The 13,877-nt window shown below is 64.5% G+C and carries 9 protein-coding genes; 5 read left to right on the top strand and 4 right to left on the bottom strand.

Translation table 11 applies throughout. From position 1 onward, the window contains the following. From ICM05_RS07380 to ICM05_RS07360, 5 genes are all read left to right on the top strand, one after another. On the top strand, window positions 1–792 hold the full coding sequence (locus tag ICM05_RS07380; RefSeq protein ID WP_188023929.1) for a siderophore-interacting protein: 792 nt from the start codon (window positions 1–3) through the stop codon (window positions 790–792). A gap of 41 nt (window positions 793–833) precedes the next feature. Then, the gene (locus tag ICM05_RS07375; RefSeq protein ID WP_215401757.1) at window positions 834–2,525 is read left to right on the top strand and encodes an ABC transporter ATP-binding protein; all 1,692 of its coding nucleotides are present in this window, start codon (window positions 834–836) and stop codon (window positions 2,523–2,525) included. 53 nt (window positions 2,526–2,578) lie between these two features. Further along, entirely contained in the window at window positions 2,579–4,345 is a 1,767-nt protein-coding gene (locus ICM05_RS07370; RefSeq protein ID WP_188023927.1) for an ABC transporter ATP-binding protein, read from the top strand. Between the two features lie 226 nt (window positions 4,346–4,571). Beyond that, a complete protein-coding gene (locus ICM05_RS07365; RefSeq protein ID WP_188023926.1) occupies window positions 4,572–5,492 on the top strand; it encodes a helix-turn-helix domain-containing protein in 921 nt (306 codons plus the stop codon). Between the two features lie 176 nt (window positions 5,493–5,668). Then, window positions 5,669–8,245: a S8 family serine peptidase gene (locus ICM05_RS07360; RefSeq protein WP_188023925.1), complete on the top strand. Its 2,577-nt coding sequence runs from the start codon at window positions 5,669–5,671 to the stop codon at window positions 8,243–8,245. 58 nt (window positions 8,246–8,303) lie between these two features. Here the strand turns inward: ICM05_RS07360 and ICM05_RS07355 are convergent, their stop codons facing one another. The 4 genes from ICM05_RS07355 to ICM05_RS07340 form a co-directional block, all read right to left on the bottom strand. After that, the gene (locus ICM05_RS07355) at window positions 8,304–8,783 is read right to left on the bottom strand and encodes a DUF3237 domain-containing protein (RefSeq protein WP_188023924.1); all 480 of its coding nucleotides are present in this window, start codon (window positions 8,781–8,783) and stop codon (window positions 8,304–8,306) included. After that, a complete protein-coding gene (locus ICM05_RS07350) occupies window positions 8,780–9,298 on the bottom strand; it encodes a MarR family winged helix-turn-helix transcriptional regulator (protein ID WP_188023923.1) in 519 nt (172 codons plus the stop codon). The genes ICM05_RS07355 and ICM05_RS07350 overlap by 4 nt, the downstream gene beginning before the upstream one ends. Further along, a complete protein-coding gene (locus ICM05_RS07345) occupies window positions 9,295–10,587 on the bottom strand; it encodes a flavin-dependent oxidoreductase (protein WP_188023922.1) in 1,293 nt (430 codons plus the stop codon). Before ICM05_RS07345 ends, ICM05_RS07350 begins: the two co-directional genes overlap by 4 nt. Window positions 10,588–10,763: 176 nt before the next feature. Then, on the bottom strand, window positions 10,764–13,838 hold the full coding sequence (locus ICM05_RS07340) for a cytochrome P450 (protein ID WP_188023921.1): 3,075 nt from the start codon (window positions 13,836–13,838) through the stop codon (window positions 10,764–10,766). Between the last annotated feature and the right edge of the window lie 39 nt (window positions 13,839–13,877).

Raw genomic sequence — 13,877 nt, 5'->3', positions numbered from 1 at the left:
ATGGCTATTCCATGTTCCCCGGCTCGTGTGGTGAGCATCACCCAGCTTTCTCCGCACATGCGCCGCATTGAGTTCGAAGCGGTCGGTGAGTGGCGTTGGTTCCTGACCGGCATCGGGGATGAGCGCGTCGACATTGCTATTCCACGTCCAGGCGAGACCGTCGCTGAGCTTGCAACGTTCAATTCACCCGAGTACGGACATGGCTGGGAAGGTGAGGAACCACCCTGGCGGCATTACACAATGCGTGCGGTTCGTGACGGTGGGAAACGATTCGACATTGACTTCGTGGTTCACGAAGGAGGGGTCGCTTCTGACTGGGCTTCTCGAGCCGAGGCTGGTCATGTCATAGGGGTATTCACAAGCAGTGATGAACCGTCCTCGTACTACGGACCAGCTGACGATACCGAATTTCAGTTGCTCGTCGCTGATGCAACTGGTCTTCCAGGCCTCGGGCGAATCCTCGAACAGCTTCCCTCAGACGCTCATGCCAGAGCGATTGTCGAAGTAGCAACCGAAGCTGACGTGCTCCCGCTCAAAACCGACGCAACAGTCGAGGTTACCTGGCTTATTGGTAGCGGAAACGGAGTTGCGCCAAGCGCCCTCGCCAAGACCGTCGCGCAATTCCAGCAGCCAAGCCGAGCTTGGTATGCCTGGATCGCATGTGAAGCCGCAACGAGTCGTGCCATTCGCTCAGACCTGCGTGCACGGCTGGGTCTCGCTCGGAACCGGCATCATGCAATCGGCTACTGGACACAGAATCTCTCAGGAGATCGCCCAGCAGACGTCGGTTGAGCATGGCCCAATTGTCTGAGCGAGGGCAAACAGGCCAGAACGTGAGTACACCGCGTGTGCCAAACCTCTTGCGCATCGCCCTTGCGAACGACCGTCGCGATCGACGACTCGCAGCGGCAACGTTTGGGCTCATGCTGCATCAGGCGGCGGAAGCCGCGGTACCGATCCTTATCGGCATCATCATCGACCGCGCGATTGAGCCCGGCAGCCTCACCCAACTGCTGCTCTGGATCGGTGTGCTCGGTGCGACATTCCTGGTGCTTTCGCTGAGCTATCAGCGATCCGCCCGCGCCATGGTGAGCGTGTTTGGATTCGGCGAGCACGATCTCAGGCAGCTTGCGGCGTCACGAGTGCTGCATCCGCGCGGCGTGCTCGGCAGAAGGCACCCTGGCGAACTGCTGTCCATCGCGACGAGTGACACCGGCCGAGTCGCTGGCATCGCCTGGAGTATCGCACAGCAAGCGGCGACGGTGACCGCCGTACTGTCAGCGACCATTGCCCTGCTCATCATCTCGGTACCCCTTGGCGTCGGCGTCGGAATCGGCGCAGTACTCGTATTGCTGCTCATGCAGTGGCTGGCGCGGCCGTTGGAGCGCGCCGGATCCGCCGAACAAGCCGCCGTTGGCCACGCGAGCGAAATCGCCACCGACGCACTCGCAGGGTTGCGAGTCATCCGCGGCCTCGGCGCGCAAGCAGAGATGCAGCGTCGATACGGTCGTGCGAGCACCACATCACGCGATCGGGCAATCACTGCCTCGCGTCTGCTGGTGACCTATCAATCCGTGAGCACCCTCATCTCGATTGTGTACCTCGCGGTTCTCGCGCTCGCCGCAGGATGGCTTGCACTTCAGGGGCGGATCACGCCGGGGCAACTTGTCACCGTCGTTGGTCTCGCCCAGTTCTTGCAGGGCTCGCTCGCGCACGTCGGCACCTTCGGCGCCAACTGGGCCCACAAGCGGGCGTCAAGCAAACGCCTGCGTGAGCTGCTCGAAACCGGATACGCGCTGCCGGCCGGGGACGCGGATCTCGGCGCAGGCGCCTACAGGGGTTCCTCCACAGGGGTGAGTGCTGGTGGATCCGCCCACACACCCGTACTGCTCAGCTGGGCGCCGCCGCAGGGAGCGCCGCTCGAGGTGCACGCGAGCGACAGCCTGGTCGGGGTGCGCGTTGATACCCCAGCTGAGGCGCGGACGATCTCAGCAGCCCTCGGCTTCCGCACGTCACTCGCCCCAGGCGAATTACAATTCTGCGGAACCGATGCGTGCACACTCGGGCCAGAACGCATGGCAGCCTGTGCGCTCGCACCCCCGCACGACGCAGCGCTGTTTACCGGAACACTGCGGGAGAACGTGGTGCGAAGCGGATCCGCCGACCTCTCAGACCGTGCGCTCGCCGCAGCCGAACTCGACGAAGTGCTTGACCACCTCGGCCATGCCGACGCACCAATCGGTGCTGGCGGTCGACGGCTCTCTGGCGGGCAGCGTCAGCGCGTACTGCTTGCACGAGCACTGCACTCAGACGCCGATGTGGTCGTACTTGATGAGCCAACGAGCGCGCTGGATCCCATCACCGAACAGCGCGTGGCTGACGGCCTGCGCGGACTCGGACGGCCGATCGTGGTCGTCACCTCGAGCCCAATTCTCCTGGCCGCGTGCTCGCGCATTGTGGATGGCCGCGCAGATGCTGGCGCGAATCCAGACTCCAACGAACCTCACGCAAAGGATCCGTCATGACGCCCGCAGCGAGCTCCCCTGACCAGTCGCCTGGCGCTGGACCAGGAGGAGGCATGAAACCGACACCGAACCTCATGCCAACTGCGAGCACTCGAGCTGCTGCGCGGCTCGGCCTTCGGCTCTTGTGGCGTCGGCGCACGATGCTCATTCCAGCGGTCGTGCTCTTGCTCGCTGGTACTGCCTCGATGCTGCTGATCCCAAGACTGCTCGGCGCGATCGTCGATGCTGTGGTTGCGGGGGAGCCGTTCTCTCAGGTGCTCTGGCTTGGCGGTGCGCTTGCTGGCGCTGGTGTCGCGGCTGCGGCGCTCGAAGGTACTGGCGGCGTCTTGCTCGTACGGTGCCTGCAGTCAGCACTCGCTGAACTGCGAGAACTCGTCTTTTCTGCAGCTCTCGGGCTGCCGCTTCGTCAGGTCGAAGACGCAGGTGATGCTGATCTTATCTCGCGCGTGACAAATGATGTCGAGGCGATCACCGAGGCGATTTCTGGCGTCATCCCACTCTGCGTACGCTCGCTCTTCACCATCGTGCTCACCGTCTTCGGCCTCGCATTGCTCAACCCTTGGCTCGCGCTTGCAGCGCTTGCCGCCGTACCGATTCAGGTCGTGAGCACGTTCGTGTTTATGCGCCGTTCGCGTCTGCTGTACGCCAGACTGCGGCGGGAGGAGGCCGAGCGCGGCCGCGTCTTTGTCGAAGCGGTGTCAGGGGCAGATACTGTTCGGGCTTACGGTACGCGCGACTCGCACCTCGACCGCATTGCTCACGCGAGCGAAACGGCGGTACACACGCATCTGGAGACCGCGCGTGCACGGAATATCTTCATCGGTGGGTTGAATGCCGCTGAGTTTGTTGGACTCGCGGCGGTGCTCGCTGTCGGCTTCGTGCTCGCGACAACGACCGGGCTGTCGGTGGGCGCTGTGACCGCAGCCGCGCTGTACTTCCACCGGCTGTTCGGCCCCATCGGTGATTTGCTCGGCAGTATGGACGATCTGCAGCGTGCACTCGCCGGGCTGCAGCGCCTCGCTGGCGTGGTGCAGGCGGTTCCTGAGCCGACTCCAGGGGTGGCCGGCGGGAGGCGCGACCCCGACTTCACGAATGTCATCGATGCATCGGTCGAACTTCAGGCCGTGGGCTACCGCTACGGCGGCGATGCTGTACGTGACGCTTTGCAAGAGGTGACGCTCACGATTCCCGCGGGCGATACCGTTGCGCTCATCGGCAGCTCTGGCTCCGGCAAGAGCACGATTGCGCGGCTCATTGCTGGTTTTGATAATCCGTTGCGCGGATCCGTGAGCATCGGCGGTGCCCCAGCAGGCGAGGCGATGCACTCGGGCAGACCCGCAGTGATGCTCGTCGCACAAGAGACATACCTGTTCTCCGGCACCATCGCAGACAATGTGCGGATCGCAGCGCCTCACGCCTCAGACGCGGAGCTCGTCGCAGCGCTTGCCCGCGTTGGTTGCGATGTCGCGCGCTTCGACCGCGGACTCGACGCCACACTCAGCTCATCGGTCAGTCACCGGGACGCACAGCAGATTGCGCTTGCCCGAGTGCTGCTCGCTGATCCGCCAGTCGTTGTGCTCGACGAAGCCGGGTCGCAGGCGGGTGCCGACGGTGTGCTCACACGCGCAATCGCAGAGGTGACACGTGATCGCACCGCGGTCGTGATCGCGCACCACATGGAGCAGGTGGCAGGTGCAGACACCGTCGTCGTGTGCGCGGACGGTCGGATCGTGGAATCAGGTGCGCCCGCAGCGCTTCGCGAGCGCGAAGGCGGGGCGTTCGCCCGGTTGTGGCAGATGTCGCGCGGTGGCCAGGGCTGATGCGCTTGATCGCTGTGCGCTGGTGAAATTGATCGCGCTGATGCGATTGTTGCAATCAGGCGCAGGTCTCAGATCTGCCGTGAGTATGTATTAAAAGGAGGATTCGCTTCGGCAACGGGCTGTGACGCTGGTGCCGGGCGCCGGTTTTTCGCTCACTTCACATTCGGTTTCCCGTTGGGAAGATGCAATAGCTGCGTTGACATGATTTGCGGGATACATTGTGTGCATGAACAGGAGCACCGCTGCTCAGATCGAAGGACTGCCTGAGCGGTCGATCACTGACTACGCAGATAGTGACATACGGCGCACCGGCGTGCGCAATGCCGGGGGAGATCTTGGCATGCAGGCGCGGGTCACCGCGTTCGGCATGCTTATGGCAATCGAAGCGTGGGGGACCGGCGGTGAAGTCGAACGGCGGCCGCTGCGGCCTGGCCTGCCAACGATCGATATTGTCTTCGTGCAAGAAGGATCTTTTGAGTACCTGCAGGGAGGGGCCTGGCAGCGATCTTCGAGCGCGCTCATGATCGCACCGAGCGGCCTCCCGCACCGCGTGCGATTTGTTGAACCGTGGCGATTCCACGTGCTGCGCATTCCGCGAGAGGCTTTGCTCGCGTACGTGCCAATGCTCATCGACCAGGTCATGCTCTTCGACGAACTCTCTGTCTCGGAGCGCGCGATGCTGGCGTTTCTCGAGCAGTCCATCTCGGTCACCGAAGACACCTCGGAGCGTGAACGCTTCACCGTCGACCGGATGCTGCTCGAGATGGCCGGTACGCTCATTATCGGACGACAGGGCGACCCGCAGCAGGCCGGTAGCCCGCGTTCCGCACTGCGGGAAAAGGCATTGCAACACATTGCTGAGCATCGGGCCGAAGTACAGCTGACCCCGCAGATGGTGGCGCAGTTTCTTGGGGTGTCGCTCCGACGGCTGCAAGCGGTGTTTGCTGAGGTGGAGAGCTCAGTTGCAGGCGAGATCCGCCGGGAGCGTGCCCGCGTGGCGCGGTCGATGCTGCAGGACGCTCGGTTTGACGAGGTCGACGTGTCGACGATCGCGGAGCAGACCGGATTCGGCACGAGCGCGAGCATGCGTCGGGCACTAAAAGAGCTGTACGGCCTCGCCCCGCGGGAGCTGCGCAACGGACGTTAGCTGGCGGGCGCGGATCAGCAGGCGCAGCGTGCGAGCTTGGAACGATCCGCGCACCGAGCGTGCAGTTTGCGAAGCAACCGAGGAATCCATACGAAAAGTGGGAAATCTGGCATAGGTTTTTCCCGTGCGTCTCTGGCTTGGGAGAAAGGCCTCCCCGGGCGCGCTTAGGAGAAGATATGCGTCTGAGATCCACGTCTTTACTCTCGGCGTTTGCCGTAGTCTCGCTTGTCACCATGGGTGGTGTTTCGGTTGCGGCCTCGGCAGAAGAGCCGATTGAAGTGACAACCTTGGATACGCTTTCCGACCGCATTGCGGCCGTTGCCGAAGGGGGAGCAAGCCCCGAAGAGATCAGTGAGGCAGCCTCGCTCCCGGTCGAGGGCGGCGGCAGTCTGTCCTTCGACGCTGATCAGCGCGTGAGCGCGACGGTGTTCTTTGACGGTGCGCCGACTGCGGCAACGCTCGCTGCCCTCGGTGAGATCGCCGAAATCGATCAGCTTGTCGAACGCTTTGCGGCTGCTGAGATTCGGGTGGCGCCGGAGGCTCTTCCCGCGGTTGCGGAAATTGACGGTGTCCTCAGCGCTACTCCGTCCCTCGCACCGATTGCGGGCCGTGAACGGTCAGCAGCAGCAACGGCCGGCCTGCGCGAGAGCCTCGCTGCGAACGGCGCGATTCGTACCGCTGCGGAGCAAGTCTCGGGCGAGCAGTGCGGACCCGTGCCGATCGAGGCAGACGTTCCGCTGCGCGCAGACCTCGCCAGGGGTGAATACGACGTCGACGGTACCGGTGTCACGATCGGCATCATCTCTGACTCGTTCGGGCAGCTCGAAACACCCAAATCGGTGGCGGAAGACATCGCGGCTGGGGCTCTGCCCGGCCCCGACAATCCTTGCGGCTGGCAAGAACCAGTAACGATCGTGTCCGACGAGAAAGACGATGGAAGCGATGAAGGCCGAGCGATGGCGCAGCTCGTGCACGGCATTGCCCCCGGAGCGAAGCTGCTGTTCGCAGATTCAGGCAGCAGCGAGATCGGGATGGCGCTCAACATCGAAGCGCTCGTGGAAGCTGGCGCTGACATCATTGTCGACGACATTTCCTACCTGTCCGAGGCCTACTACCAAAAGGGGATCGTTTCGGCCACGGTTGAGGAGGCGAAAGAGAACTACGATGTTGCCTACTTCACGGCGGCAGGAAATTCGACCGCAATAGCGTCTACTGGCCCGAGTGCGGGGCTGCCAAACAGCTCATGGCAGACCAACGAGTACCGGCCGATGGAATGCCCGGCGTGGACTCAAGTCACCGTGCTGCAGGACGGCGAGGAGGTGCAGGTTCCGGCGTCAGAAGCCGGGGTTGACTGCATGGACTTTGACCCTTCCGAATCGTCGGAGGTCGGGTTTGACACGCTCAAGACCATGCAGGCTGCAGGTGGCAACGCATTCAAGCTGCTCTTCTATGGCGCGGTTGGTGAATCACTCTTCGGTGTGACGAGTGACTTCCAGGTGCAGTTCTACAAGGAAACGGACGGTGCAGCCGAGCCGGAACTCATTGATGAGATTGGAATGATCGGCGGCCCGTTCACGACACTGGTCGGTGAAGCGACGCTGCCCTTGGCCTCCAACATCAAGATGGTCATTGTGCGTTCGGGACATGACACCGCGGCTCCGTTGCCAGCGCTCTACACACTGTTTATGCAAGGTGGTGCAGCGATCACTGAGCGGCAGTTCATGGGCGATAACACCCACGACTGGGTTGGCGAATCATTCTTCGGGCACGCGGCTGACGGATCAGCGATCAGTGTTGGTGCGATGGACTGGGAAGACCCCACCATCATTCGCAACTATTCCTCGCTCGGCCCTGGCACGCTGCTTTTCGAGCCGGTGGCACCTCCGACGCCATCAGCGCGTCTGGCCGCACCGGAGATTGTAGATACGCCGCATATCGTGGCCGTTGACGGCACCCAGACCACGTTCTTCAACGAAACAGACGAGGAAAACGTGTACCGATTTGATGGCACGTCTGCGGCAGCCCCCAATGCAGCGGCAGTTGCGGCACTCGGGCTTTCCTATCGACCCCAGCTGACGGGCGCTGAACTCACCGATCTCACCATCAACACTGCCCGCGATACTGTCGAAGGCGCTCCGCTTGTGAACCCGTATGCATCGCGGTTCGCTGACGAGCACGTGTTTGGCAATGGCCTCGTTGACGGGCTGGCGCTCTTGGAGAAGATTGATGAGCTGCTGCCGGCCCAGATCCCTGCGGCACCCACCGGCCTGAAAGCTGCGGATCGCGCCGTTGACTCACTCACGTTCACTTGGGACGCCCCAGCTGCCGCTGCCGTGACGCGCGCTGCCGGATCGGATGTCCCCGTTGATCACTACGTGATTGCCCTCTTCGAAGGGGACGCGGATCCAGAGAACGCCGTCGAGGCCAGCCAATTGAGTGACGCGCAGCTTCCGACGAGCTATCGCTTTGACGGGCTGAAGGCTGGGACGACGTACACGGTCGAGCTGACCGCGTACGGACCGAACGATCGCGATGGCGCGTCGGCGGATCTTGTCACGAGCACGCTATCGAAGACCCCGGTGAAGCCAGAACCAAAGCCCGACCCGGCCAAGCCGAAGCCCGGGCCAGCGAAGACGGGCAGCCTGAGCAACACCGGTGACGAGTTCGCTCCGTGGCTCGGGGCTGCTGGCATCGCTCTGCTGGCCGCTGCGGCTGCCGCGTTCGCGGTCTCGCGTCGCGCGCAGCGCAAGTAACACAGGCAAGCAACGAAGAGGTGGCTGAGTGCGAGAGCATCCAGCCACCTGTTCGCCGTTATGACACCTGGTAGGTCCGGTACCGCACGGTCGCAGCCTCACGCACGCAGGTCGCAACGAACAGTGACCGCTGCAACCAGGCGAGATCCGCGCTCCCGGTCTCAATGGATACGGTCGTGCGGAAATAGTATGCGCCCGGATCCACCGCGTCGCCACGGCCGAGCGCAGCGAGCACCTCTGGTGGCCCCGTGCGGATGCCGGTTGCAGAGAGATACAGGAGCTCGCCGTCTGCGGTGCGCGCGGTGTAGCGGCCATCGATCTCGAGGGTGCCATCTGCGCGCACGCGCTGCCAGTCAGCGCCGCCGCTGAGGATCGTCGCGTCGAGACCGTTCGAGATGGTGCCGCCGACAATGGGAATGATGCGTCGCGTGCCAGCGCGTGTGCTGCCGAGTTCGAGCGGGCGCTCAAGGTCAACGCGCACATCGAAGACAGGCGTGAGCTGAGGCACTGCGAGCTGGTCGAGGATCGGTGTGGTCATGCGCGTTCCTGTTCGGTCTGGGCGGTGTGGGTGGTCTGTTCGGTGGAAACGGACGAAGGCGTGTGTGTTCCGCCGCGGGTGAGCACGAGTTGCCCCGTGAGGCGTTCAAAGGCTTTGGCAGCGGCGATGAGGGCTGCCTGATCCGCCGCGGAAAGCTGCGCAGCAGCCTCCGTCATGATCGCGGAGGTCGCCGCGTCGAACCGGGCGAAGTAGTCACGTGCGGCGGCGGAGACGTTCACAACGATCCGGCGGCCATCGTGTGCATCGCGTCTCCGGGTAATGAGTCCAGCGGATTCCATCGTGGCAAGCAGGTTGCTCACCGTCGGGCGACCGGCGCCGAGCGCGAGTGCGATCGAGCTGGGCGTTGCTTCGCCACCGGTCTCAATGAACCGGATGATCTCGATCTGCGCATCTGGAATCTCTGGCAGCGCCTCACGCTCGCGAGCAAGCGCGCTGAGCGCTCGCCGCATGGGGGAGACTTGCGCAGCAAGCGTGGACAGCGATGCCGAGCTCACGCGCGTGCCTCGACAGTGAGGGAGCTGCGTTCCGCGAGCATTGCCGGATCAAACCCCGCCGCCTGCTTGTAGCTCAGTGCGATCTGCTCTCGCTCCGCCAGCGGAATCACATCGTTGATGTCGGCAAATCCCTCTGGGGCGCGCTCGCGGGCAAGCAGCATCACGCGCTCGGGCCCGGTCTGACGCGTCATCTCGAGCAGCGTTGCGGTGGCGGGGCGTCGCTTCGCCTCGTAGCGCTCGAGGGCACACGCGATCGCGGCGGCGCGACCTGCGCGGTCATCGGTGATGGTGGGGGCGGATCCGCGCACCGCAGTCGCCAGCTCCCAGGCGAGCGTGCGCGCATCGAGGATGGCCTGCGATCCGCCGTTGGATCCGTTGGGGTACATCGCGTGTGCGGCATCGCCGACGAGGGTGGTCTGGCCGAACGTCCACTGGGGGAGTGCGTCGCGATCAACCATGGGGTACTCGAGGATTTCCTCTGCGGCAGCGATGGTTGCTGGGACATCGAGCCAGTCGTACCGCCACTCGCGGAACAGTTCGACGATGGGGGCGGGGTCGACGGTGCGGTTCCAGTCTGCGCCTGGCGATCCGGGGGCGCGATGTTCTGCAATGAAGTTGACGCGCTGGGTGCCGTCTGCGGCGGGGGCCTCGAGTGGATACGCGACGAACTTCTGATCGCCGTCACCCGTCATGACCATGGTCGCGCCGTCGAGGAACTGGGGGATGCGAGCGGTCCCGCGCCAGAGGGTGAGTCCGCTCCACGGTGGGGCGCCCTCGTCGGGATACCGCAGTTGGCGCAGCGAGGAGTGGATGCCGTCGGCGCCGATGATGAGGTCAGCGGTCGCGGTGACCGGGCCGGTCGCGGTCTCGAAGGTGGCGGTGGTCTCGTCCCCGTCTGCAACCTCGATGAGGCGGTGACCCGTGCGCACGATGTCACCGAGGCGCTCGGTGACCGCATCAAGCAGCAAGAGCTGCAGCTCGCCGCGGTGTACGGAGAGCTGGGGCCAGATGTATCCTGCCGCGGTGCCGCGGGGCTCCGACCAGATCGGCTGGCCGAAGCGGTTGAAATAGGCGAGCGCGGTTGGTTCGACGCCGAGTGCCTCGATGCGGTCTTTGAGGCCGAGCTCGGTGAGCTCGCGTACCGCGTGGGGGAGGAGATTGAGACCGACGCCGAGCCCGCGCACCTGGGCGGTGCGCTCGTAGATGGTGATGTCGGTGAAGCCCGCAGCTTCGAGGCTGAGGGCGGTCGAGAGGCCAGCAATGCCAGCTCCCACGATGATGATGCGCATGTGTGACTCCTGTGTCGATCCGCGTCACTGTGCGTGCCGCGCCGGTGCGTGAAAGTAGTTTTGCATATGAACTATTTTTCGTCCAGCACGAAATCTGGTCGCTGCAGGTGACAGATCCGCCCACCGTGCCGAGTGACATGGTGGGCGGATCGTGACCGCACGAACCTCTTGGCGCGTTAGCGCGCTCCGGCCAGCGACGCAGCTGCCTCGGTGAGCACGCCTGCGGCCCAGTCGAGGGCGGCCTCCGATGCTGGCACCGGACCGCCAGCATCGTGCCGGCCATACTCGCCGATGCGCGTCGCTCCGCACGCGGTGAGCGCCTCATCGACGAGTTCACTTCCCCGTGAGTACGTCTTGTCGTACGAGCGATCACCCATGCCGAACATCGCGTACCTGACGCCCGCGAGCGACGGCGCCGCACTGCTCGAGTCACCCGCGCCGCTTGCGACACCAGCCCCACCCGCGCCCGTCAGCGCCGCATGGAACGGCTGCACCGAGGTCGGCACCTCGCCGTCACCGTAGGTGGAACAGACAATGAGGTAGAAGCGGTCTGTCCCCAGCTCAGCCGGGGCCACCTCGGCGAGGTCACGCACGTCGACGTCGCCAGCTGAGCCGAACATGCGATGCAGCTCTTCTGCGACGAGCTCGGCCCCGCCTGACTCGGTGCCAAAGAGTACGGTGACGGGCACCCCAGCGGTCAGGGCCGCACCGTGCTGCGCAACGGGCACCGCAATAGACGTGTCAGCTGCCGTTGCGAGCAGCTGCGCGTGGGTGCGCAGCTTGGCACGCTCCCGGCCGGGTGCCGCGGCCGACCGCTCGTGCAGTTCGATGCGCTGCCAGCCAGTGAAGTCAGTCTCACAGCTGCGCAGCGTGAGCCCAGCCGCCCGCGCGCTCACCGCACCCGAGCGGATATCGTCCACAATGAGCTGCGCAAGCCCCTTCGCATCGGTGCGCTGATCGGGGATGGTGCCGCGCGGCCCACGCCGCAGCCAGCCAGCAACATAGAGACCTGGCTCGACCCTGCCATCGACATGCGCTGCGGCTGGCACCGGGCTGTCAACGTTTGCCGTGAAACCGACCGCGGTGATGACGTCGGTCGCCGGGATGCGCACCGGCTCGCCAGTCGCATCGGTGAAGACCACCGCGCTCGCCGCCGACCCTGCAGCTTCGCTGGTCCCAGTCGCATCGACTTCGATTTCGCGAGGGGTGAGACCGAACCACCAGTGCATGCGGGCGCGGATCGGTGCCCCCGGCGCGCGATGAGCCTCGAGGAGGCTGCGTACGGCGTCGATCCGCGCATCGCGACCGTCATCGGCGAGCTCGCCAGCGCCGTGCAAGATGTGCTCGATCCCGGGAAGCCCCGCGAGTTCGCGCACCATGACCGGGTCGAACTTTGCGGCGCCAGGCAGGCTGCGGCCCACAAGGTGGATCGTGCGCACCGCACCGGCGAATGCTTGGTGGGTGGCGTCATCGATGTCGGAGCCAGCGAAGCCAGCAGCATCGCGGGTGAGGAGGCGGGCGATGTCCATGGCGACGTTGCCCTGACCGATGACCACCACGTCAGTGCCGAGCGGCTGCGACTCATCCTCATCGGGGTGGCCGTTGAGGAGCCGAGTGACGCTGCCCGATCCGCGCGCCACCTGGCTGCCAGGGATGTCGAGCACCGCGTCGCCGTGCATACCGGTCGCAAGTACCACAACGTCATACGCGGCACGGATCTCCTCAAGCGTGAGCGTGCTCCCGAGGTGGAGGTTGCCGCGGTACGTGACGTCTTCTGACGTGAAGAGTCGGTCGAACTGGCGCGCGACCGCCTTCGTGCCCTGATGATCGGCGGCGACGCCGTAGCGCACGAGGCCGTAGGGCGTCGGGAGCCGATCGATGACGTCGATCGGGGCGGCAGGGAACGCACGACGCACGGCCTGCGCCGTGAAGCAGCCCGAGGGGCCGGAACCGACGATGGCGACCCGTGGCGCCGGTGTCGCGTCAACGTTGCTCACAGCGCGTCCGGGTGTGGTGGCGGATCGATCCGCACTGCCGCCAGTCACCTCCTGCGCGGGCAGCGCCCGGTCCCAGGTGACCGGCATCTTGGTCATTCCGCGGAAGACCCAGCCACCCATCTCAGCGGGTTCATCCTCGATGAGACGGAGCCCCTCGAGTCGCTCGAAGAGCATTGGGAGTGCGATGTCGGCAACCTCGGCACGTGCAACCCACGCGCCGAGGCAGACGTGCACACCCTTTCCGAAGGCGAGGTGCGGTTTCGGCTCACGGCGAATGTTGAAGTCTGCAGCGTCCTCCCACACCGAGGCGTCGCGGTTGGCTGACAGAATGCAGATGCCGAGTCGCGCGCCAGCTGGCAATGTGAAGCCAGCGAGCTCGGTCTCGCGGGTAGCCTGGCGAGAGTACATGCCGATGGGCGCAACCCAGCGGATCGTCTCGTCGAAGACCGTGTGCCAGAGCGACGGGTCGGCCTGCACCATCGCGAGCTGCTCAGGGTTCTGCAGCATTGCGAGCGCGGCGACGCCGATCGCGTCGCGCGGCTCGTTGAGGCCGCCGCCAATCGTCATCTTGAGGTTGGCGCGAATGCGCTCAAGCGGCATCTCGTAGTCAGGAATCTGCAGCAGCTGCGAGATGAGCGAGTGATCGGGGTGCTCGGAATGCCAGGCAAGCATCTCGTCCAGCGATGCGTCGACCTCATTGAACGACTGCTCACCGAGGCGCCACACCTCAGGGTCATCTGCGTAGTTGCCTGTTGCGTCAATCATGGTTTGCGACCAGCGCTGCAGGTCGGCCTGGTCGGCGTTGTAGAGTCCGCAGACCTGGCGCAGGCACTCGGCGGCATACGGGGCAGCGAAATCCCACACGAGGTCGGCACCGGGTCCCTTAGCGATGAAATCGTCGAGCAGATGCGAGGCGGTCTCACGAAAGACCTCGGTCCACACGCGCTTCACCATACCCGGCCGCAGTGCCGGCTGCCACGCCTTGCGTTCGACGTAGTGTTCGGGATCATCGCGCCGCAGCATCGAGTGACCCATTGCGCGGATCTGGAGCGAGCCCTGCTCGTTTGCGGAGAAGATTTCCTGGTCGAGCTCGGTCGCGTGCACTGCTTCGTAGGACGTGACGAGGTAGCGGTTCACCGCCGGCACCCAGTGCACGCCGCCCTCGGCTCGCAGCCGCTCATAGATGGGGAACGGATCACGGTACAGATCTGGAATGGTCACCCAATCGGCGACCGGAACCTCTTTGCGCGTCATTGCACACCTCGCGTTTGAAAACGATGATTTGCATCTGAG

Origin of the sequence: Leucobacter sp. cx-42, assembly GCF_014529985.1 — a bacterium.
Classification (GTDB): domain Bacteria; phylum Actinomycetota; class Actinomycetes; order Actinomycetales; family Microbacteriaceae; genus Leucobacter.
The sequence above is the reverse complement of the archived record's forward strand: the minus strand, read 5'-3'. Positions and strand labels throughout refer to the sequence as shown.